Genomic DNA, 21,425 nt, shown 5'->3' with positions numbered 1-21,425 from the left:
GGTCACTCGGCCGGGTTCGGCTCCCTAGATAGGCTGGCAGATATGCCAGCTCGTGCCCCGGATGCCGCGTCGACCCGGGCGGCCGTTCTTGCGGTGGCTGACTGGTTGGGTAACCCGCAGGCACCTGAGCCGGAGCGTGCGGTACTCGCCGACGCCGTCCGTTTCACTGCCCGGACGCTCGCCGCCGCCGCACCCGGTGCCTCCGTGGAGGTGCGGGTCCCCCCGTTCGTTGCGGTGCAATGCATCACGGGTCCGCGCCACACCCGTGGCACCCCACCCAACGTCGTGGAGACCACCCCGCGGGCCTGGCTGCTGATGGCCACCGGACTGCTGACCCTGGATCAGGCCATTGCCGATCGGTCGGCCACCGTGTCCGGATTCCGGGCCGGTGAGATCGCCGACTGGCTGCCGTTGGTGCGCGTCACCTAGCGGGGCACGCCGCCTGATTCCACTCGGTTGCCGGCTCGGCAGAAACCCCGGGCCGGCCGATTCCGCGTTCAGCAACCTTGCCCGTAGACTGATGTGGTCACCCACCCCCCACCAGGGAGCAGCCATTGTGACCGCACAGCCCATTGAGCTCGAGAACGACCCGCGCGAGGAATGTGGCGTATTTGGAGTCTGGGCGCCTGGTGAAGAGGTAGCCAAGCTCACCTATTACGGCCTGTACGCGCTGCAACACCGTGGTCAGGAGGCTGCCGGCATAGCCGTCGCGGACGGCTCACAGGTTGTGGTGTTCAAGGATCTCGGCCTGGTCAGCCAGGTATTCGACGAGCAGACCCTTGCCGCCATGCTGGGACATGTGGCGGTCGGACACTGCCGCTACTCCACCACCGGTTCGGTTACCTGGGAGAACGCCCAGCCGGTGTTCCGGACGACCGCCGCCGGCACCGGAATCGCGCTGGGTCACAACGGGAACCTGGTGAACACCGCCGAGCTCACCGCGCGGGCACGCGATGCCGGCCTGATCAACTCGAAGGCGCCCGGCAGAGCCACCACCGACTCGGACATCATGACCGCGCTGCTGGCACACGGGGCTGCTGACGCCACCATCGAACAAGCGGCGATGACACTGCTGCCTACCGTGCGCGGTGCGTTCTGCCTGGTGTTCATGGACGAGAACACGCTGTATGCGGCACGCGACCCGCACGGGGTCCGGCCACTGTGCCTGGGCCGCCTCGACACGGGGTGGGTCGTCGCCTCGGAGACCGCCGCCCTAGACATCGTGGGTGCGTCGTTTGTCCGGGATATCGAGCCCGGCGAGCTGCTCGCCATCGACGCGGACGGGGTGCGTTCGAGCCGCTTCGCCAGCGCGACGCCGAAGACCTGCGTCTTCGAATACGTCTATCTGGCCCGCCCCGACAGCATGCTTGACGGGCGGTCGGTGCACTCCACCCGCGTCGAGATCGGGCGCCGGCTTGCCGCCGAACACACCGTTGACGCAGACCTGGTGATCGGTGTTCCCGAGTCCGGCACACCCGCGGCCGTCGGCTATGCCCAGGGGTCGGGTATCCCTTATGGGCAGGGGTTGATGAAGAACGCCTACGTGGGCCGCACCTTCATCCAGCCGTCGCAGACCATTCGTCAGCTCGGTATCCGCCTGAAGCTCAACCCGCTCCGCGAGGTCATCCGTGGCAAGCGGCTAGTGGTGGTGGACGATTCGATCGTCCGCGGCAATACCCAACGGGCGCTGGTGCGGATGCTGCGCGAGGCGGGAGCGGCCGAGATACATGTGCGTATCGCCTCCCCGCCGGTGCGTTGGCCATGCTTCTACGGCATCGACTTCGCTTCTCCCGCAGAACTTATCGCGAACGCGGTGGAGTCGGAGGACGAGATGCTGGATGGTGTCCGCACCGCGATCGGTGCCGACAGTCTCGGCTACATCTCGGCCGAAGGAATGGTCGCGGCCACCCAGGAGCCTCGCTCACGGTTGTGCTGCGCATGTTTCGACGGGAATTACCCGATCGAGCTGCCCAAGGAAACGGCATTGGGCAAGAACGTTGTCGAGCACATGCTCGCGGCGACCGCGCGGGAAACATCAAGCGACAGTGCTGATTCCGTCCAGACACACTAGTCGCTACGTTCCTGGGGTGGGTACACCTCAACGACGGTGACATCCCGGAGGACCTTGAAGTTCTTTTTGATGATCTCAATCTGGGCGTCGATCATGCCCTCGAGCGCCGTCATGAAGGAATGGTGAAGGTCCCCGGTCAGGATGATTTCGTCGATCAGCACGAACAGCTCCGCCGTGACGGATGGCTTCTCCTCGTAGACGTTGAGCACGATGGTAGTGGTCGCGCCCTGCAGTCCTTTCGACACGACCTGATAGCGGCCCCGACGGGTGGCGAGAAGTTCTGCCTTCTGGGTGGTTTCGACAACCTCCCACTCGATGGGCATCATGAGGCTGGCGAGTCCGGTCAATGTGGTGAATCTGTCTCCAGCGGTGAGGTCGCCGAGGCGACGACGCTGATCGGCAGAGGCGATGGGTGCGTGATTGCCGGGTTCGATGTCGTCTGCCGACGGTAACTCGAGTTTCGACACGAAGTAGATGGCCTCAAGGCTGCGGGTGACCTCGAAACGCCGTTCAGCCGATAGCAAACTTCCGCCCCCTTGGATCTTATTTGCCCGAGGTTATGTGACGGATGGGACGTACGCGATGACCGAATCAAGCGAATTACTTGACCGAACGCGCACACGCCCGGTACTGAGCCGGTGACGAGCCTGTCCATCGGCGAAATGCTCGGGTGAACGCGCTGACTTCAGAGAAGCCCAGGCGACTCGAGAGGTCGGTGAGCGATTCCTTCTCGCTCTCAAGGCTTTCGATGGCCTCATCGCGAAGTGTCGCGTCGCGGATCTCCCGGACCGAGGTGCCGAACTCAGCCCGCAGGGTTCGTTGCAGGGCCGAAGAGGTTATACCGAGCATGCCCGCGATCTCGCCGACGGCGGCGACTCTATGCCCAACTCCTGTCTGGACGATGCGCCGGATTCGGTCCGGCAGCTCCGTCTGGAAATCGCGCGTTTCAAACCACACCTTGTCGGGGTGATCGAAGAGTGTCGTTATCTCCGACTCCGTACGAAGGATTGGTGCATCCACCAGATCGGCATCGAGAACCAGTGCCGCAGAATCGCTATCGAAACGGATAGGGGCGTTGAATATGTCGCTGTGCTCCGAGTGCCCGTCGGGTTGTGGGTGGGGGAGGTGCACGTACTCGACTCGGACTGGGCGCATGGTCATCCAGCTCAACATCAGGACCGCGATGGTCATCGCCCACTCGGTACCTGGGATCCCCGGCAAGCGGAGAGTGGACACGTCCACAGAGATGGTCGCGCGCCGGCCCGATCTGGACGTGACGAAGGTGGGTGCCCCCAACACCGCCTCTCCGAACGCGGTCCACCGGTCGAACACGGCGGTTAAGGTTCGGGCCGTCGCCAGGCTGAACAACAGCATGCGGATGGTGCCGGAGGGGACCGGGATGGTGCTCATGCCGAATGATTCGTCATTGGTCCGGGAGTACCCCGTGTGCACGAGTGTCCGTACCTGCTCAGGGGAGATCGACACCGGCTCGCCTTCGAGGAGACGTGGTGAAATCCCCGCCTCCATCAGCATTTTGGCTGCATCTGCACCGCGCTGTCGTACCTGATCGACGGCGGCGGTGCCCCATCGTGCCGGGATCGACACCTCTGCCACGCCACCTCCTGAACACTGACCCAGGAAAGATCTTGGTATAGATCGTTGCCGGATTCAACTATTGGGCGACCGGTGTTCTGTCTGGGTATGCATGGCCGAGGAGGTGAACAGGGCGAGCGGCTAGCTCCCGGAGTACCGGGGAACGTCGATTCCCCTTGTGCGCAATGATTCCGAGACCTTGCCCAGCAAGCGCAGCAGCTCGTCCTGTTCCTTTGTGCTCAAGTCGTCGAAGAGGGCCGCCGCGGCCGACTGGGATGGACCAAGCTCTGTCAGTGCGAACCGCCTTCCGGTGTCGGTGATCTCGAGGCAGGTGATCCGGCGGTCGCGCTGATGCGGCACCCTGCGGACCAGGCCCTCCTTCTCGAGTCCGTCGATCAGGACGGTCATGCTCCGTGGCGACATGCCGAGATGTTCGCCAATTTCGCTCATCCCGGCCGGATCGGTCCGGGTGGTCAGAGCGATCAGAACACTCGCACGGGGGATGGTCATGCCGCCCTCGGTGGTGATGTTCATCCGCGACCAGGTGGTGACGGCCTTCGCCGATTTGACGAATGTGAAGAGCAGCTCGAGATTCCTATCGGTACTTGACATTCCAACTCTTATCAATTGATAATATCCGTGTTGATATATTCGCCTAGATCTTAGACCTCGTGGGAGAGTAAGCGTGCCTCAATCGCCGCAGCGCGTGATCGTTATGACCGGGGCCACCGGTGGCCTCGGTGCCCAAGCAGCCAAAATTCTTGCCGAACAACCTGATATCCGCCTGATCGTGGGCGCGCGGTACTGGACGGAGTGTGCCGGGGGCCGAGGTGCTCCCGCTTGACCTGGTCTCCTTGAATAGCGTTCGAAGCTTCGCCGACGCCGTGAGTCAGCTACTTGGCGATACTCCGATCCACGCACTGGTGCTCAACGCCGGGCTGCAGTTCCGCGACGCACAACACCGAACGGAGGACGGTTTCGAAACGACCTTCGCCGCCAATCACCTGGGTCACTATCTCCTGGCGCGGCTGCTGTTGCCCAATATTGCCGAGAAGGGTCTGCTGCTGATCACTACCAGCGACACGCATGATCCGGCGATCATCCCGTTCGCGCCGCGTGCGCTTGAGCCCCAGAAGCTGGCGCATCCAGAGAGTGGGGGCGCCGCGGCAGGATTCCGGGCGTATGCCGCTTCGAAGCTGTGCAATCTGCTTACCGCCCGATCGTTCGCCGCGCGTGCGGATGTGACACGTCGTGGCATCGAGGTGATCGCCTACAACCCGGGCCTCACCCTGGGTACCTCGTTGGCGGTTCCGGACTCGACGGCAGTACGGCTGATAAGTGTCGGGCTGCGTCCCGCGATGCGATTGATCTCCCGGTTCCGTCCGCAGTTCCATCCCGGGACGGCTGAACGCGCGGGGGAGGCACTCGCCGAGCTCACACTCGGTGCCGTAGCACCGCCGCCCGGACGCATCTACGTATCATTAGTCAAGGGGGACATCACTTTTCCCGACCCCGCTCCTTTGGCGCAAAGCGATGAGGCGCGCGATCGGCTGTGGCGAGAGAGCGCCACGATGGTGGGGCTAGAGCCGGCCTGAGCTGACGAAGAAGTCGACGAGCTCGTTGACTGTCGTCTCGATCGGGCGTGGGTCGTAGCCCAGCTCGGTACGGGCCTTGGTGATATCGACAGCGGGGGACACCGTCAGCTTGTTGAACGCGGCACGGCTCAGCGCATCATTCTTCAGCAGCTTGCCGAGCGGCTCGATGACCGGAATCGCTGCGTTGAGCAGACTCATGGGCAGTGCGAACAGCGGGCCGCGCTTGCCCACGTGCTGTGCGGCCAGGCGACACACCTGCAGTAGGCCGCCCGTGTGTCCGCCAAGCAGGTAGTTCTCGCCGGTCCGCCCCTTCTCGCCGGCCAGGTACAGCCCGGCCGCGACATCGCGGGCATCCACCAGGTCATACGTGCTGGCGACCATCGCGGGCAGCCGCCCGCGGGCGCTGTCGAACAGCAGCTTGTTAATGCGTGACAGTGGCGATGGAGCAGCCAGATCCACCGGGCCATAGACCCCGGTGGGGTTACCGATGACTGCGTCCAGACCTGATTCGATGGCCTCGCGTACGGCCACTTCGCCACCCCATTTGGAGCGCTGGTAGACGGGCAGGTCAGCACTCGTCGAGCGTGGAGACTTCTCATCGATGGTGGCCACGCTGTTGGAGTACGAGTCGATCGAGCTGCAGTGCACCATACGGCGGGCGCCGACCGCGAGGGCGGCTTGCGCGACGGTGCGGGCACCCTCGGTGTTGATGCGCCAGCACAGCTCGTCCTCGTGCTTGAGGGTGATGACGGCGACCAAGTGGTAGACCACCTCGACGCCGTCGAGGGCCTTCGTCATCGAGTCGAGGTCGAGGACATTGCCGGATACCCAGGTAACGGCCGGGCGGGTCTCTGGCGAGCTGGGCACCGCGCGGTCAATGGCGACCACCTCATGGCCGTTCTCCACCAGTAGATTGACCAGGTTGGTGCCAATGAAGCCGGCGGCTCCGGTGACGGCAGTCTTCATCTTCGTCCCTTGTGTGGCTCGGGTGTCTTGACCGCCGGGCGCTCGTGCGGACGACGGGATCGCAACCAACCTACCTAACGCTCGCTTGGTAAGCCTTGTGACATGTATTGCACCGCACCCGGCAGGTTGAGGCAAGAGTTGCCATACTCGTCGGATGCGCAAACTGGCAGTGGCCGCATCCGTGCTGCTCCTGGCGGGGTGTGGGATCGGGCGGCCACCGGGTGCCGTCGATGGCGAATACCTCACAGTGGGGACTACCGACCGGGTATCCACCCTTGACCCGGCGGGGGCTTACGACAACGGGTCCTTCCAGGTGGAGAACCAGGTCTACCCCTTCCTGATGAACTTCACCCCGGGGACCGGTGACCTCAAACCCGACCTGGCCGCGTCGTGCGGATTCAAGAACCCCACGCTCTACAGCTGCACACTCAAACCTGGCTCGGTGTTCGCCAACGGCCACAAGCTGACGTCATCGGATGTGAAGTACTCGTATGACCGCGAACGTGTCATCGATGATCCCAACGGGCCGCAATCGCTGCTGGCCAACCTCGACCGTGTGGAGGCACCCGACGACCTGACCGTCGACTTCCGGCTCAAACTCCCCAACGACCAGACTTTCCCCCAGGTGCTGGCCACCAATGCCGGGCCGATCATCGACGAAGAGGTCTTTCCTCCCGACCGGCTGCTCGACGATGACGCCATCGCCAAGGCGGAGCCCTTCGCCGGCCCGTACACGATCACCTCGCACAGCAAGAACCAGCTGATCGGCTTGCGCGCCAATCCTCGCTACGTGGGAGGGCTGGGTAAGCCGCAGTGGGAACTGATCGGCATCAAGTACTACACCGGTGGCGAGAACCTCAAGATCGACATCGAGAACCGGGCCATCGACGTGGCCTACCGGAGCCTGTCGCCCAACGACATCGAGACACTCCGGGTCAATCCGCGCCTCGCCGTGCACGAGGGCCCCGGTGGTGAGCTCAGGTACATAGTCTTCAATCTCAAGACCATGCCGGGCGATACGGACGCGCAGAAGCTCGCGATCCGCAAGGCCGTCTCATCGCTGGTCGACCGTGAGGCATTGTCCCGCAACGTATACAAGGGCATCTATACCCCGGCGTATTCAGTAGTGCCCGACTCTATGCCGGGTGCCGTTGAATCGTTCAAGAACCTCTACGGAGCCAAGCCCAATGTCGAGCTGGCACGAAAGCTTTTGTCGGATGCCAATATTCCCCTGCCGGTGCTGATCAACCTGCAATACAACCCGGACCACTACGGGGGAAACTCGTCGGAGGAATACGCGGCGGTCAAGGGCCAGCTCGAAGCTTCTGGCTTGTTCCGGGTGGATTTGCAGTCCACCGAGTGGGTCGCCTACCAGGAGCGGCGGTCATCGGACTCGTACCCCGTTTACCAGTTCGGCTGGTTCCCTGATTTCCCCGACCCGGACAACTATCTGACCCCGTTCTTCATGCCGGACAACATGGTGGTGAACCATTTCTCCAGCGACACCATCACCCGGCTCATCACCGCCGAGGCCACCGAGCCGGACCGCGCCAAACGTCTGGGCATCATCGGCGAGATCCAGGATCTGATGGCGCGCGACTACATTTCGACACTGCCGCTGCTCACCGGGAAACAGATTGCGGTGTCGGTGAAGAACGTCGACGGGATCAAGCTCGGTCCGTCGTTCAAGTTCCAGTTCACTCCGCTGAAGAAGACGGGTAGCACCGCATGAGTACCACGTTGCTTCGCTATCTCGGGGTGCGCCTGGCGCTCATCATTCCGACAGCGTGGATCCTGATGACACTGGTTTTCGTCCTCATGCGCGGTATCGGCGATCCCATCACCGCCCAGGCCGGCGGCAGGCTCACCCCGGCTGAGATCGCTAAACGTAAGGCCGATGCGGGATTCGACCGGCCGATCTGGACGCAGTACTGGGAATACCTCACGGGTGTGCTGCGTGGTGACTTCGGGCGCACCCTCACCGACAAGCGGTCGATCACCGACATCATCGTGGTCAACGGTGCCGCCACCCTGGAGCTCGCGGTCGGCGCAATCATCCTGGCGCTGTTGCTGGGGATTCCCTTGGGGCGCCTGGCCGCAACTCACCGCGACAAGATCACCGATGTGTCCTTGCGGATGGCGGCGGTGCTGTTCTACGCCGCCCCGGTGTTCTTCGTGGCGATCCTGCTCAAGTTGTTCTTCTCGGTGAAACTCGGGTGGCTGCCGGCATCGGGGCGTAGCACCGTCGGTACGGAGATCGCGCTTGACGCCATGCCGCACCGCACCCATCTGTTGTTGGTGGACACCGTGCTGTACGGCAACGGCGCATATTTCGTGGACGCGCTCAAGCATCTGGTGTTGCCCGTGCTGGCCCTCGGCCTGCTGACCGCCGGAGTGTTCCTACGCTTGGTGCGAGTCAATCTTTTGCAGACGCTGCGTGCCGGATACGTGGATGCCGCCCGGGCACGCGGGCTGTCGGAGAGGGTTGTCGTCGGACGGCACGCCTTCCGGAACTCGCTGGTGCCGGTGGTCACGGTAATGGGAATGCAGATCGCCATGCTGCTTGCCGGGGCCGTACTCACTGAGACCGCATTTGAATGGAACGGATTGGGTTCGCAACTGGCGCACTATCTTTCGGCGCGCGACTTCGTCGCGGTGCAGGGTATCGTCACCGTGATCGCGATCATCGTCGCGGTGATGAGCTTCGTTATCGACGTGGCGGTCGCGTACATCGACCCGAGGGTGAGGTTCTGATGACGACATCGGTCAAGGAGTCGTTCGGCGCCCGACTGCGCAGGCTGCCGGGTCTGAGCCTGCTGCGTTCCACCTATGGTCTGCAACGGTTCACGCTGGTGTCCGGACTGGTCCTCGTCACCGGTTTTATCCTCGTTGCGATACTGGCACCTTTGTTGGCGCCGTATGGGTTCTCGCAAACCAGTGTGGACGGTGTCGATTTCGTGCGACAGCAGGCGCCGTCGTGGCAGCACTGGTTCGGTACCTCGGTGCGGGGCGAAGATGTGTTCTCGCGCGTGCTGTTCGGTGCCCGCACCGCGCTGCTGGTCATCGTGACCTCGCTGGTGGTCTCCCTGCCGGTGGGTGTGGCGCTGGGTCTGACCTCCGGATACCTGGGCGGTTGGTTGGACCGCGGGCTGGTGCTGGTGACGGATGCGCTGTATGCCATGCCCTCGCTGCTGCTGGCCATCGTGGTGTCGATCGCGGTCACCGGAGGGCAATCCAGTACCGGCGGAGGCATTCTCGCGGCGGCCATCGCCATCATGGCCGTGTTCGTACCACAGTACTTTCGGGTGGTGCGTAACGCCACCGTCGGTATCAAACAGGAGCCTTTCGTGGATGCCGCACGGGTGACCGGCGCAAGTACCCAGCGAATCCTGTTCCGGCACATCCTCTCCAATGTCACCTCGTCATTGCCGGTCATCATCACCCTCAACGGTGCCGAAGCCATCCTGACGTTGGCCGGGCTCGGATTTCTTGGGTTCGGCATCGAACCGACCCAGGCCGCCGAATGGGGCTACGACCTGAACAAGGCGCTATCGGATGTGGCGAACGGCATTTGGTGGACGGGGGTTTTCCCCGGTACGGCCATCGTGCTGGTGGTGCTCGGCATGACGCTGGTGGGCGAGAGCCTCAACGAGGTCATCAATCCTCTCCTGCGGACACGGCGAGGTGACGCGTGAGTGAGAAAGAAGTGTTGGCTGCGCTGTCGTTCCGATCGCTGTCGGTGACGTTCAGCACCGATAGCGGGCCCGTGGCTGCGGTCGAAGATGTGTCGTTCGACGTGAAACCCGGGGAGGTCCTGGCCGTCGTCGGGGAGTCGGGTTCGGGCAAGTCGGTGTCCTCTCGCACCGCGATCCAGCTGCTACCAGAGACCGCGCGCATCACCGGTTCGGTTCTGCTCGACGGCCGCGATATCACCACACTGTCGGGCCGTGAGCTGACGGCCATGCGCGGCAAGGATATTGCGATGGTGTTTCAGGAGCCCGGGGCAGCACTGGATCCGCTGTTCACCATCGGATACCAAGTAGGTGAGGCGGTCCGTGCACACACGGATCTGAACCGTACGCAGACCCGCGCGCGGGCCGTCGAACTGCTCAAGCTTGTGCAGCTACCCGACCCGGAGCGCCGCTATGACTGCTATCCGCACCAGCTCTCGGGCGGTCAGAAACAACGCGTGGTCATCGCGATGGCCATCGCGTGTGACCCGAAGGTCATCATCGCCGACGAGCCGACGACCGCTCTGGACGTGACGGTGCAGGCCGAAATCCTGGAACTCCTCAGGGATCTGCGGGACAGGATCGGCAGCGCCATCCTGCTCATCACCCACAACATGGGGGTGGTCGCCGATATCGCAGACCGTGTGGTCGTGATGAAGCAGGGCAAGGTCGTCGAAATAGCGCCGGTGGAACAGCTTTTCGCCGATCCTGCCGAGCCGTACACCCGGGCACTGTTAGCGGCCGTCCCGCACCTGGGGCAGGGAGACCCAGAGCACGCGCCTGATCCGAGCGGAGAGCCGGCCGAGCCCGTGCTGGAAGTCTCCCATCTCGTGGTGGAATTCCCCGGCCTACTAGGGCGTGCGTCCTTCCGTGCGGTTGATGACGTGAGCTTCAGCATCTGCCGTGGGAAAACCCTTGGACTGGTGGGAGAATCGGGCTCGGGGAAGTCAACCATTGGCAGATGCGTGGCCGCGCTGCAGCAGCCCGCCTCCGGGTCGGTGCGGATGCTTGGGCAGGAAATCGTCGGCATGAGCCAGCGCAAGCTGCGCCCACTGCGCGCCAAGTTCGGGTTTGTATTCCAGGACCCGGCCACCTCCCTGAACCCGAAGATGCGTGTGGGCGACTGCATCGCCGAACCCATGTGGGTGCACCGGTACGGTGATCGGCGCGAGATTTCCGCCCGTGTCGCCGAGCTCATCGCGGCTGTACAGCTTCCGGATGGCACCGAAAACCGCTATCCCCATGAGCTTTCCGGAGGACAGCGGCAGCGTGCCAATCTCGCCCGAGCGCTGGCGTTGGGCCCCGACTTGCTGGTCGCCGACGAACCCACCAGCGCGCTCGATGTGTCTGTACAGGCGGCCGTCCTGGACTTGTTCGAGGAGCTACAGCAGCAGTGGCAGTTCGCCTGTCTGTTCATCAGTCACGACCTCGCCGTGGTGGACCGACTTGCCGACGAGGTCGCGGTGCTGCGCCACGGGGTTCTCGAAGAGATGGGGCCGCGAGGCCAAATTCTGCGCAACCCGTCGACCGAATACACCCGCGCGTTGGTCGCGGCCGTACCGGTGCCGGACCCCGTAGAACAACGAGAGCGGCAACGGAATCGCCGGCACAGCCGTTAGGAGTCGCCTGCGGTGTGCTCGTGGGACGGCCCGTCGGCGGACTTCTTGTGGTCACCGGAACCCGAGCTGGAGCCGGCTTCCGGATGTCCCGGCTTGCTGTCACCTGCTCCGGCCGCTGATCGCGAGCCCGTCGATCCTGAGGTGTCCGTGTTCCTATTCGGCGCGGAAGACTGTTGTCCACCAAGGCTGCTCGATGATCCAGTGCGTCCAGGGGAACCGTTGGGGGCGTGCGCACCCGGTCCGGGGCCGGTCGACGTCGTGCCGGAGCCGGGATTGCTTGTCGGGCCGCTGGGCGCCGAGGGTGCGGACTTGTTTCCCAACACCGAGTCGTTAGAGTTGGTTCGGTCGGGTGTCTCTTGTGACCCGCTGCTGTATTTCGGCTTCAGTCCACTGGCTCTGGGTGTTGTATGAGCCTTGCCGGCCTCGGACTTGCTCGGCGACTCCTTCAGTTTCGTATCGGTCTGTGGTGACGTAGCGGTTTCGGGACTGTGCTGCGTGCCATTCACGGAGGTACGGGGTTCGGATGTGGGGCTCTTGGCGGTCGTGTCCACAGTGGCCTTCGGTGTCTCATCCTTCTCTGCCCCGGGAGTCGATGAGCCCGCGGCCTTGGGCTTTTGGCTCTGCTGGGGCGGATCCGAGGCGAACTTCTTCGTCGCGTCGGGGGTCGGGCTGCTCGCGACGGTCACGCCGTCAGTGTCACTGATAGACACCGCCTGGCCATTGCGGTTCAGGGTGACGTTCTTCCCCGCGATCTCGAGTCTTGCTCCGTACGGTGTGGTGGCTGTGGATCCGTGTCCGTCGACGATGGTCGTGACGTGTCCACCCTCTGACACCGTCGTGGTGGCACCTTCTCGAGTCAGCGTGGTACCGGGATTGGCCTTGATCTGATCGGCGGAGTGCTGAACGGTCTGACTGGATTTCAGATAGTTGGTCACTGCCGAGATGACATCTCCGGTATTCAGGCCATGGTCAACCACCTCGTCCCGAGCCACGCCGGGCAGTGAATGTACTTCGATGTTAACTGCGGTGGAACCAGGTGCTGCGGTGATGAATTGAGATCTATATGGCGTAGCCACTACGTCATCCTTGGTGCTCACCACCAGGTAGTCGACGCCGGGTTTGGTATCGGGCAGCCGGTTGAGGTTGTCGAGAAACTGGCTACCCACGGTTTGTTGGGACAACGACGGCCACGCCAGGGTGCTGGCGGCCGCATAGATCACGTCCTTGACGGGTTTCCAGCCGTTGATGTCGACCGAGTTACCCACCGGCCCGACGAAGTTCGCCAGTCCACTGAACGTGGTGCCGTGGCTTGACGGTGCCAGCTGGACCACATTCGCGACGTTGTCGGCCGTGTTCTGCGACAGGAAGTTCTTGATGAGCAAGCCACCTTGAGAATGGCCGACTAGATCCACCTTTTTGGCACCGGTTCGGTCCAAGACCGTCGCGACTTCATCGGCGAGCTGTTGTGTGGACACCTCGACATCACCGAAGCCGCGCAGCCCGATCTTCTGTCCGATCGACCCGACGAGGCCCTGAAACCCGGTCTGTCCGTATTCGAAGGTGAATGCATTCATCCCGGCATCGTGGAGGCTCGTCTTCATCGCATCCCAGTACTTTTGATTCTCGGCCGTCCCGTGTACCAGGACGACTGGGATGCTCCCAGGTGTGGGTTTGTCGGCTTCGGAAGGGGAAGTAGGGGATTCGGAGTTGATTACCGCGTCGAGACCATGGCCGTTTTCACCCGGGTTCAGCGAGACGGTGGTCCGTTTGGTGATCGTCAAGGCAGGTGAGGAGCCACGCTCCGCCCCGATTGGTGTCGAGCTTGAGGTCAGGGAAATGAACCCGGACTCCACCGTCAATGTCATCGGGGCGGGCAGGGGATTGTCTGGGATCGTGTGGAGGGCAGCGGGCGCCCCGCCCGTGACAACCAATGCTGTGACTAGGGACGTGGCCAACAGGACACGGAGTCTGTCTGCACGTGGGTGATGCAGAGGGGGATTCCGAGCGATACCGCTCGCTCGGTGCGATGCCGTCGGCATGAACAAAACGGTAGATGCTTAACCGGTAGATCGCATGTCGAGAATCCCAATTCTGTTGCAACACCGATAATTTGTGACTGGCATCACGGTTGCGGGTCGGTGGTGGCGCCGGCGCGACTAGCCCAGAATCGAGAAGGGCTGCGCCTCCTCGATTTCCAGTGCAAGCTCAAGCAGTGTCCGCTCACTGCCGCGGCGACCGCTGAACATCACTCCGATGGGTAGTCCGTCGGGATCCTGCCCGAGTGGAAGCGATATCGCCGGTGCGCCGGAGGCGTTGTGTACCGGTGTGAATCCCACGTATGAGCTGAGTTTGTGCAGTAGCTCTTCGGGGTCCTGGTCGGGGGTCAGATATCCGATCCGTGGCGTGGTGTGGGTGAGCACGGGGGTAAGCACCGCGTCGATACCGGTGTTGAACCCGCGCTCGTACACCCGGGCGGATGCGGCCAGTCTGGCCAGGAACAGCGGTGTGCGGTACGCCCGCCTGGCAAATCTGCGGCTGAGACCGAGCGTCAACGGATCCAGCCGGGAGGCGTCGAATCCGTCGAACAATCTGGATCCACCCTTGGCGACCGCGAAGGCCAGAAAGGACCAGTAGTCCTCGAAGTCGGTTTTGAACGAGGGCAGCACCGCGGGCGTGTACGGCTCGATGCTGTGACCAAGGGATTCAACCACTTTCGCGGCAGAGTCCACCGCCTGCCGAGTGGCGGGGTCCGTTGCCGGAGTGAACGGGGAATCCATGCATAGACCGATCCGCAGCCGACGTTGGCCGGGGCGATCTACGCGGCCTATCGGCGTTAGCTTCGGGTTGCGATAGTTCAGCTCGGCGGCCTCGAAGAAGCGTGCACAGTCACGGACGCTGCGCACAAGAACCCCGTCGGCGACGATCTTCACCGGCGCGGAACTGCTCGAAGGGTCACCCAAAAGCCTTCCGCGACTGGCTTTGAGGCCCACGAGACCACATACCGCCGCCGGGATTCGGATGGATCCGCCGCCGTCGTTACCGTGTGCGATGGGCACTACCCCGGCAGCCACCAGCGCCGCCGAGCCACCAGATGACCCGCCCGCGGAGAAGTCCGTGTGCCACGGATTGCGGGTGACCGACCCGCCCGAACGTTCCGTGCTGGCCGACCAGCCGTATTCGGGCATGGTGGTCGACGCGATGGGAATGACTCCGGTGCTGAGGAACTGTTGGGTGAACGGTCCATCGACGGTCTGCAGCGTCGGCGGGATGGCCGCGGAGCCTTCCGTAAGCGGCATTCCAGCCACATGGATGTTGCTTTTCGTTGCCGTGGGTACGCCTCCAAAAGCACCGAAGGCCTCACCTTCCGCCTCGTGTGCACGCTCGCGTGCCCGCGGAAAGTCCTTGAACTCCACTGCATTGAGCGCGGGATTGACCCGTTCGAGACGGACGATGGCGGCCTCGACGCATTCGGCGGCGGTGACCTCGCCGGAGGCGATCCGCTCGGCGACTCCGGTGGCATCCAGGTCGCCGAGGGCATCCTCGGTGAATGCATGAACGCGGGTCATGCGTGACCTCCTAAGTAGGCGACGATCGCGTTGGTCAGCCCTCGACGGGCTTCCTCGAGATCCGAATAGGTTCCCAGCTGTTTCTCCGAGACGAGCCCCCGCATGGCGCCAGGGATGAAGGCCGCCACCTCGTGCACCCGGACGGGATCTACGTCCAAGCCATCGAACGCCTGCTGGCATGCTCGCGCCCAACGATGCTTCCATGAGGCCAGCTCGGCGGCTGTCTGGGGGTACAGCTGCTCCAGCTCCTTCGGTTGGTGTGGCAGCGATCGACGCAGGTTCTCGATGGCCCGCGAGTCCGGTGAGGTCAAACCCCGATAGAGGGTCTCGACGATCGCGCTGACCCGCGATTGCAGGGAAGCCTCCGGATCCGTCAACCCCTTCTTCCATGGCTGGTCGCCGCGACGTTCGGCGGTGCATTGCAACACCGCGGCCCACAGACCGTCGATATCGCCGAACTGATACTTCACGGCGCCCCAGGTGGCGCCGCATTCCTTGGCGATTCTGTTCGCCGACACCGCCGCCGGATCGCCCGAGGCAAGTACGCGCAATGCGGCGTCGAGCATGGTCTCACGGGTAGCCAGGCCACGGCGATTCGCCCGCCGCCCGGTGATCGCCGCTTCGCTCATCTCAACGATGCTAGTGGGCCGCCCATTTTCATAGAACTATCTGTGAAAAGTGGCCGGATTCGATTACTGTCACCGCGTAAGGAGGTTCCGATGCCGAAGCCGCCGTTGTCGATGAAGCCCACGGGATGGTTCCAGGTCGCCTGGTCCGCGGAGATCGCCGTCGGCGATGTGCACCGGATGACCTACTTCGGGCGCGAGATGGTGGCCTGGCGCGCGCAGTCGGGGGAACTTGCGGTGATGGATGCGTACTGCGAGCACCTCGGCGCGCATCTGGGCCACGGCGGACATGTTGAGGGTGACCGGATCGTCTGCCCGTTCCACGGCTGGGAATGGAACCGCGACGGCAAGAACGTGTGCATTCCCTACGAAAAGCGGCCAAACCCGTTGCGGCGCATCCAAAGCTATCCCGTTGTGGAATGCAATGAGGCGGTCTACATCTGGCACGACGTGCACGGCAGGGCACCCTACTTCGACGTCCCCGATGTCTTCACCGGATTCGAAGACGGCAGCAGCGCCACGGACTACTACCCCGGATATCCGCACAGCACCCTGTATTGCGAACGGCTACAGCTGCATCCGCAATATGTTCTCGAAAACGGAGTGGACTTCGCACACTTCAAGTACGTGCATAAGACGCCGTTCATCCCGAAGTTCACCCGACAAGAGTTCACGAAACCCATCTCCTACGTCGACTTCACCATCGCCTTCGACGAGATACCGGGCATGTCCGCCGAGGATATGAAAAGCGGGGTGCAGGCCATCAACGGCGGATTGGGTGTCGCCGTCACCAAGAGCTGGGGGATGATCGACAATCGCACCGTCTCCGCGGTGACCCCGGTTGACGACGAGACCTGCGATGTCAGATTCACCGTCTTCATCGGACGGCCGCCCGGGGCTGATACCAATGATTCCAGCGAACCGCCGCAAACCGCAAAGACGTTCTCGCAGGCCATTATCGATCAATTCCTCGCTGATATTCACATTTGGTCGCATCAGCGGTACTCGGATCCGCCCGCGCTGGTACGTGCCGAATACGAAGGCTTCATCGCCCTACGGAAATGGGCGACCCAGTTCTATCCCGAGCTCGCCGAGGAGATCAGAGCATGAGCGCTATCAGGGTGTTTCAGGTCGCCACCGGAAATGTCGGCACCGAGATGATCAAGCGCCTCGCCCAGCATCCCGATCTGGAGCTGGTCGGATTACATTGCTACTCAAGGGAAAAGATCGGTCGAGACGCCGGTGAGATCGTGGGTCTGGAATCCAACGGTGTCATCGCCACTGGCACCGTCGAGGAGATCATCACCGCCAAACCCGACGTACTGACCTTCCACGGTGTGTTCCCCGACGAGGACCTGTACGTCAAAGTGCTCGAGGCGGGTATCGACATCGTCACCACCGCAGACTGGATCACCGGGCACCACCGCAACCAGAACCACCCGCACCCATCGGGCCGTCCCACCACCGAGGTGTTGCAGGAGGCATGCGAACGCGGCGGATCAACCTTCTACGGCACCGGCATGAATCCAGGGCTGACGCAGATTCTGGGCGTGATCCACTCTTGCGATGTCGCCGAGATCGAGAACGTCACGGTCATCGAATCGGTAGATGTGTCCTGCCACCACTCTGTGGACTCCTGGGAGATGGTCGGGTACGGACGCCCAGTAGCGGACCCAGAGATCCCGGCGCTCTTGGAGAAGGGCACCCGCGTCTTCGCCGACGGGGTGTATCTGATGGCCGACTGCTTCGGCCTTGAACTCGACGACGTCACCTTCTCCTACGAGCTGGGCGCCTGCACCGAGGACGTCGACCTCGGTTGGTACCGGCTGCCGAAGGGCTCGCTGGGGGCCAATTACCTGAAGTACCAGGGGATTGTCGACGGGGTGCCGAAGGTCGAGGTGCACGTCGAGTGGCAGATGACCCCGAAGACGCAGCCGCACTGGAACGTCAAGGGCTGCTACATCACCAAGATCCAGGGCGATCCGTGCGTTTATAGCAAGCACATGGTCATCCCCAAACCCGGAACCGACTTCTCCAACCCCGCTGCTTTCGCATCCGTCGGGATGACCGTCACAGGCCTGCCCGCACTCAACGCCATCCGGAGCGTCATCGACGCGCCGCCGGGGATTCTCACCTCGGCCGACCTGCCGTTGCGCGGATTCGCGGGGCGCTTCAAGTAAGGCTCTCAAGGGGCTGTGGCGGCACCGATCCCAGCCGGGACGGGTACCGTAAGGCCCGATATGAGCGAGCGAGCCGACAAACCCAGTAATTCGTACGCCGCGGCCGGGGTGGATATCGAAGCCGGTGACCGGGCGGTCGAGCTATTCAAAAAATCAGTCGCCAAGACCCACCGCCCCGAGGTGCTGGGTGGACTCGGCGGCTTTGCCGGGCTGTTCGCCCTCAAAGGCGGGTATCGCGAGCCGGTGCTGGCAGCCTCCACCGATGGCGTCGGCACCAAGATCGCGGTCGCGCAGGCCATGGACAAACGCGACACCGTCGGCCTCGACCTAGTGGCCATGGTGGTCGACGACCTCGTCGTCTGCGGGGCCGAACCGCTATTTCTGCAGGACTACATCGCCGTCGGCAAGGTAGTCCCCGAGCGCGTCAGTGAGCTGGTCGCCGGCATTGCCGAGGGATGTGCCATCGCCGGCTGCGCCCTGCTGGGCGGGGAGACCGCCGAACATCCGGGTCTTATGGCACCCGATGACTTTGACCTCTCGGCCACCGGCGTCGGCATCGTGGAGGCAGACCGCGTGCTGGGACCGGACCGGGTGCGTCCTGGCGACGTCGTGATCGCCATGCGATCCTCGGGACTGCATTCCAACGGGTACTCGCTGGCCCGGCACGTGCTGCTGGATATCGACAGGATGGACCTGTTCGGACAGGTCGAGGAGTTCGGCCGCACGCTTGGCGAGGAGCTGCTCGAGCCCACCCGCATCTACGCCAAGGATTGCCTGGCACTGGCCGCCGAGACCGAGGTGCGCACCTTCTGCCACGTCACCGGCGGCGGGCTCGCAGGCAACCTGGCCCGCGTCATACCCGACGGATTGGTCGCCGAGCTCGAACGCAGCAGCTGGACCCCCGGCCCCATCTTCGCGATGATCGCCCAGCGCGGCCGCATTGAGCGCGCAGAGATGGAGAAGACCTTCAACATGGGCGTCGGCATGGTCGCGGTCGTCGCACCCGAGGATGTCGACAGGGCCCTGGCGGTCCTGACCGCACGGCACATCGACTGCTGGACCCTGGGCGCCATCAAGAAGTCAGGCAAGGAATCAGGCAGCGAGAATGCGGTGCTGGTGGGCCAGCACCCGAGGTTCTAGGGAGAAGCGATACCTGGAGCCTTAGCGGCGCCAGGCCTCCTCGTCCTCAGTCCAGCGATCGCTGGTGCGGTCATCATCCGGTTGGGGTGATGACGGAGCGCCGGAGAGTTCACGGCGGAGCTCCTCGAGATTCGTGTTAGGAGAGCTGTATTTCAGCTCGCGAGCAACCTTGGTCTGCTTTGCCTTTGCCCGGCCGCGGCCCATGGGGGAACCCCCTCGCGCAATAGCGGAGCGGCCCAATATTAGGGCGGCTCCGGTGGAGTGTTTTTATCGATCCTGACGATAGTTTAGCGTGCCGATCCACCGACTGCTGCACGCCCTAACTGCCCGGTTGGCTTATCGGTGGCGGAGCCGGTCCACCGCAGCGCGTCCGCGCTGCTCACCGCCCAGATCGGGTAGTAGATCGAGGTCAATGGCGGCGGCTGATGGGCCTGCCGTCAGGGGTGTCGGATTCCCGTTCGCGAGTGCCTCCGCGACCGAGCGTTTGACCAAAGCCAGGGCGATGGGGCCGAGATCGACATGGTCGACCACCGAGCCCACCCGGCCGACCGTCCGGCCGCCTGCGGTCACCTCGTCACCTGTGGATGGGCGGTCGGCGGAGCCATCGAGATGTAGCAACACCAGCACCCGCGGCGGCTTGCCCAGATTGTGTACCCGGGCTACCGTCTCCTGCCCCCGATAGCAGCCTTTTTCCAGGTGTACGGCGCGTGGATCGTCGCCGTCGGCGATCCACGCCGCCTCATGCGGGATGGTCCGCTCGTCGGTGTCCAGGGTGAGTCGTGGCCGCGCGGCTGCCACTCGGAGCGCTTCGAACGCCCACAGACCGGCAGGGCGTACGCCCAGGCGCTCGGCGACGTCCTGTCCGGAGGGGACCAGGAGATCGAACGTCGCCTCGGGAAGGGGCCACGGCATGCGCCGGATGAGGCCACCGCCGGGGAGTGCGACCGCGCGGTCCCCGGCGGGGAGTGCTGTGATCCCCAGCTTTTCGGCCAGGTCGCCGGTTTCCGGACCGACCAGGCTGAAGACCTTCAGATCGGACGCGGCGACCTCTACCTTCGCCCAGAACACCATCTTGGAGAGGAAGTCGCGTAACGCCTGGCCACGCCACGGCTCGGTGTCCAGGTAGGTAATGCCGTCCAGATCGGTCTGCACCCAGTGGTCTTCGACGCGTCCCTGTCCGTCGAGGCTGAGGTTCTCCCGCGTTTCGCCGTCCTGCAGATCCGCGACGTGCTGGCTGGAGATGGTGTGCAACCAGCTCAGCCGTTCGGGGCCGGATAGGGCGATGACGGGGCGCGTCGACCGATCGATGAGGACTGCACCGGTCAGAGCAGCGCGCTGCTCACCCAGGGGGTCGCCGTAATGCCACACCGCGCCGGCGTCGGGGCTGCCCTCGGGCACATAAATGGCGCTCATCGGTGCCTATGTTCTTCACGTAAGCGGCTCATCACATGTTCAACTCTACGACCGCTAATCTCAATGCCCATGGCGGTAGCGGTGCTGGTCACACTCGATGGCAAACAACACGACCCATCGGTGCCGCTGTTACACGCCGATGAGCTCGCCGCTGTGCGCGGAGACGGTGCATTCGAGACGCTGCTGGTGCGTGGTGGCACCGTCTGCAAGCTGGAAGCTCACTTAGACCGGATGGCTGTATCGGCCCAGGCGATGGATCTGTCCGAGCCTGACCGTGCTGCGTGGCGCGCGGCCGTCGAGGTCGGTGTGGAGCAATGGAACTCGATATCGTGTGAAGACGCGATGCTACGCCTGGTGTACACACGGGGGCGCGAAAGCGGTGGGGATGCAACGGCATACCTGACCATCGCGCCGGTTCCGGAGCGATCACTGCTGGCGCGGAGTGACGGCATCTCGGTGATCATGTTGGACCGCGGGCTGCCCGCGAGACCCGCCGAACCGTTGCCGTGGTTGCTGTCTGGGGCCAAGACGCTGTCCTACGCGATCAACATGTCCGCCCTGCGGTACGCCGAACATCAAGGGGTCCAAGACGTCATCTTCGTCAGCTCGGACGGATTCGTGCTCGAGGGGCCGCGCTCGACGGTCATCGTCGACACCGGCGATGCCTTGATCACGCCGTTCCCGGAACACGGAATTCTGCACGGAACCACTCAGCGGGCGCTCTTCGAGGTCGCAGGCTCCGCCGGGATTGAATGCCGGTACGCGGCCGTGACGCCTGCTGATTTAGTTGCCGCCCAAGATATTTGGATGTTGGCCAGTATTACTCTCGCGGCTCGGATACATACGCTCGACGGCGTCGCGCGTCCCGCGGGGCCGTTGGCGGCGCGGTTGCCTGAGCTGGTCGACAAGGCCATCGCGCTCTAGT

The 21,425-nt window shown here is 63.6% G+C and carries 19 protein-coding genes and 1 pseudogene; 11 read left to right on the top strand and 9 right to left on the bottom strand.

The genetic code is table 11. The features are described from left to right. The first annotated feature begins 42 nt into the window (after nucleotides 1-42). Together AB0H22_RS19870 and purF are read left to right on the top strand one after the other, a co-directional pair. Nucleotides 43-429 (top strand): sterol carrier family protein, encoded by a 387-nt coding sequence (locus tag AB0H22_RS19870; protein ID WP_358148354.1) that lies wholly within the window; start codon nucleotides 43-45, stop codon nucleotides 427-429. Nucleotides 430-556: 127 nt separating this feature from the next. Next, nucleotides 557-2,071: an amidophosphoribosyltransferase gene (gene purF, locus AB0H22_RS19865; RefSeq protein WP_180750984.1), complete on the top strand. Its 1,515-nt coding sequence runs from the start codon at nucleotides 557-559 to the stop codon at nucleotides 2,069-2,071. Here purF and AB0H22_RS19860 read toward each other — a convergent pair. From AB0H22_RS19860 to AB0H22_RS19850, 3 genes are all read right to left on the bottom strand, one after another. Beyond that, nucleotides 2,068-2,595 (bottom strand): hypothetical protein, encoded by a 528-nt coding sequence (locus AB0H22_RS19860; RefSeq protein WP_358148352.1) that lies wholly within the window; start codon nucleotides 2,593-2,595, stop codon nucleotides 2,068-2,070. The genes purF and AB0H22_RS19860 overlap by 4 nt on opposite strands. A gap of 76 nt (nucleotides 2,596-2,671) precedes the next feature. Then, nucleotides 2,672-3,685, bottom strand: coding sequence for an AraC family transcriptional regulator (locus tag AB0H22_RS19855; protein ID WP_180750986.1), 1,014 nt, complete (start codon nucleotides 3,683-3,685; stop codon nucleotides 2,672-2,674). Nucleotides 3,686-3,805: 120 nt separating this feature from the next. Next, a complete protein-coding gene (locus AB0H22_RS19850) occupies nucleotides 3,806-4,276 on the bottom strand; it encodes a MarR family winged helix-turn-helix transcriptional regulator (RefSeq protein WP_180750987.1) in 471 nt (156 codons plus the stop codon). A 103-nt stretch (nucleotides 4,277-4,379) separates the two neighbouring features. On the opposite strand from AB0H22_RS19850, the pseudogene AB0H22_RS19845 reads away from it, so the two are divergent. Next, nucleotides 4,380-5,259: pseudogene (locus AB0H22_RS19845) on the top strand (SDR family NAD(P)-dependent oxidoreductase). Here the strand turns inward: AB0H22_RS19845 and AB0H22_RS19840 are convergent. Further along, on the bottom strand, nucleotides 5,245-6,225 hold the full coding sequence (locus AB0H22_RS19840) for an NAD-dependent epimerase/dehydratase family protein (protein ID WP_180750988.1): 981 nt from the start codon (nucleotides 6,223-6,225) through the stop codon (nucleotides 5,245-5,247). The pseudogene AB0H22_RS19845 and the gene AB0H22_RS19840 overlap by 15 nt on opposite strands. A gap of 205 nt (nucleotides 6,226-6,430) precedes the next feature. On the opposite strand from AB0H22_RS19840, the gene AB0H22_RS19835 reads away from it, so the two are divergent. Genes AB0H22_RS19835 through AB0H22_RS19820 form a run of 4 tightly spaced genes read left to right on the top strand, consistent with a single transcriptional unit; the run spans nucleotide 6,431 to nucleotide 11,575 of the window. Beyond that, complete coding sequence (locus AB0H22_RS19835) at nucleotides 6,431-7,957, top strand: ABC transporter substrate-binding protein (protein WP_358148446.1); 1,527 nt, start codon at nucleotides 6,431-6,433, stop codon at nucleotides 7,955-7,957. Beyond that, on the top strand, nucleotides 7,954-8,979 hold the full coding sequence (locus AB0H22_RS19830) for an ABC transporter permease (protein WP_180750989.1): 1,026 nt from the start codon (nucleotides 7,954-7,956) through the stop codon (nucleotides 8,977-8,979). Before AB0H22_RS19835 ends, AB0H22_RS19830 begins: the two co-directional genes overlap by 4 nt. Beyond that, a complete protein-coding gene (locus tag AB0H22_RS19825) occupies nucleotides 8,979-9,920 on the top strand; it encodes an ABC transporter permease (protein ID WP_358148348.1) in 942 nt (313 codons plus the stop codon). The genes AB0H22_RS19830 and AB0H22_RS19825 overlap by 1 nt, the downstream gene beginning before the upstream one ends. Nucleotides 9,921-9,931: 11 nt before the next feature. Further along, nucleotides 9,932-11,575 (top strand): ABC transporter ATP-binding protein, encoded by a 1,644-nt coding sequence (locus AB0H22_RS19820; RefSeq protein WP_358148443.1) that lies wholly within the window; start codon nucleotides 9,932-9,934, stop codon nucleotides 11,573-11,575. On the opposite strand, the gene AB0H22_RS19815 is transcribed toward AB0H22_RS19820, so the two are convergent. The 3 genes from AB0H22_RS19815 to AB0H22_RS19805 all read right to left on the bottom strand — a co-directional run bounded on the left by AB0H22_RS19815 (nucleotide 11,572) and on the right by AB0H22_RS19805 (nucleotide 15,707). Continuing rightward, a complete protein-coding gene (locus AB0H22_RS19815) occupies nucleotides 11,572-13,614 on the bottom strand; it encodes an alpha/beta fold hydrolase (RefSeq protein WP_358148346.1) in 2,043 nt (680 codons plus the stop codon). The two genes, AB0H22_RS19820 and AB0H22_RS19815, sit on opposite strands and share 4 nt — an antisense overlap. Nucleotides 13,615-13,731: 117 nt before the next feature. Then, on the bottom strand, nucleotides 13,732-15,141 hold the full coding sequence (locus tag AB0H22_RS19810; protein ID WP_180750993.1) for an amidase: 1,410 nt from the start codon (nucleotides 15,139-15,141) through the stop codon (nucleotides 13,732-13,734). Further along, nucleotides 15,138-15,707 carry a TetR family transcriptional regulator gene (locus AB0H22_RS19805; protein ID WP_255486004.1) on the bottom strand — a complete coding sequence of 190 codons (570 nt, stop codon included), beginning with the start codon at nucleotides 15,705-15,707 and terminating at the stop codon, nucleotides 15,138-15,140. The genes AB0H22_RS19810 and AB0H22_RS19805 overlap by 4 nt, the downstream gene beginning before the upstream one ends. A gap of 153 nt (nucleotides 15,708-15,860) precedes the next feature. Between AB0H22_RS19805 and AB0H22_RS19800 the strand changes: the two genes are divergently transcribed. The 3 genes from AB0H22_RS19800 to purM are packed head-to-tail and all read left to right on the top strand — an operon-like array spanning nucleotide 15,861 to nucleotide 19,087. Beyond that, complete coding sequence (locus tag AB0H22_RS19800; protein ID WP_358148344.1) at nucleotides 15,861-16,877, top strand: Rieske 2Fe-2S domain-containing protein; 1,017 nt, start codon at nucleotides 15,861-15,863, stop codon at nucleotides 16,875-16,877. After that, the gene (locus AB0H22_RS19795; RefSeq protein ID WP_358148342.1) at nucleotides 16,874-17,947 is read left to right on the top strand and encodes a dihydrodipicolinate reductase; all 1,074 of its coding nucleotides are present in this window, start codon (nucleotides 16,874-16,876) and stop codon (nucleotides 17,945-17,947) included. The genes AB0H22_RS19800 and AB0H22_RS19795 overlap by 4 nt, the downstream gene beginning before the upstream one ends. A gap of 60 nt (nucleotides 17,948-18,007) precedes the next feature. Then, on the top strand, nucleotides 18,008-19,087 hold the full coding sequence (gene purM, locus AB0H22_RS19790) for a phosphoribosylformylglycinamidine cyclo-ligase (protein ID WP_180750997.1): 1,080 nt from the start codon (nucleotides 18,008-18,010) through the stop codon (nucleotides 19,085-19,087). Between the two features lie 21 nt (nucleotides 19,088-19,108). Here the strand turns inward: purM and AB0H22_RS19785 are convergent, their stop codons facing one another. Both AB0H22_RS19785 and AB0H22_RS19780 read right to left on the bottom strand, forming a co-directional pair. After that, nucleotides 19,109-19,291, bottom strand: coding sequence for a DUF3073 domain-containing protein (locus tag AB0H22_RS19785; protein ID WP_180750998.1), 183 nt, complete (start codon nucleotides 19,289-19,291; stop codon nucleotides 19,109-19,111). 132 nt (nucleotides 19,292-19,423) lie between these two features. Next, nucleotides 19,424-20,500, bottom strand: coding sequence for a folate-binding protein YgfZ (locus AB0H22_RS19780; protein ID WP_180750999.1), 1,077 nt, complete (start codon nucleotides 20,498-20,500; stop codon nucleotides 19,424-19,426). 69 nt (nucleotides 20,501-20,569) lie between these two features. On the opposite strand from AB0H22_RS19780, the gene AB0H22_RS19775 reads away from it, so the two are divergent. Then, complete coding sequence (locus AB0H22_RS19775; RefSeq protein ID WP_358148338.1) at nucleotides 20,570-21,424, top strand: aminodeoxychorismate lyase; 855 nt, start codon at nucleotides 20,570-20,572, stop codon at nucleotides 21,422-21,424. Nucleotide 21,425 lies beyond the last annotated feature (1 nt).

The organism is Mycobacterium sp. NPDC050853 (genome assembly GCF_040653875.1).
Taxonomy (GTDB): Bacteria; Actinomycetota; Actinomycetes; order Mycobacteriales; family Mycobacteriaceae; genus Mycobacterium.
This window is presented reverse-complemented; position numbering and strand designations above follow the sequence as displayed.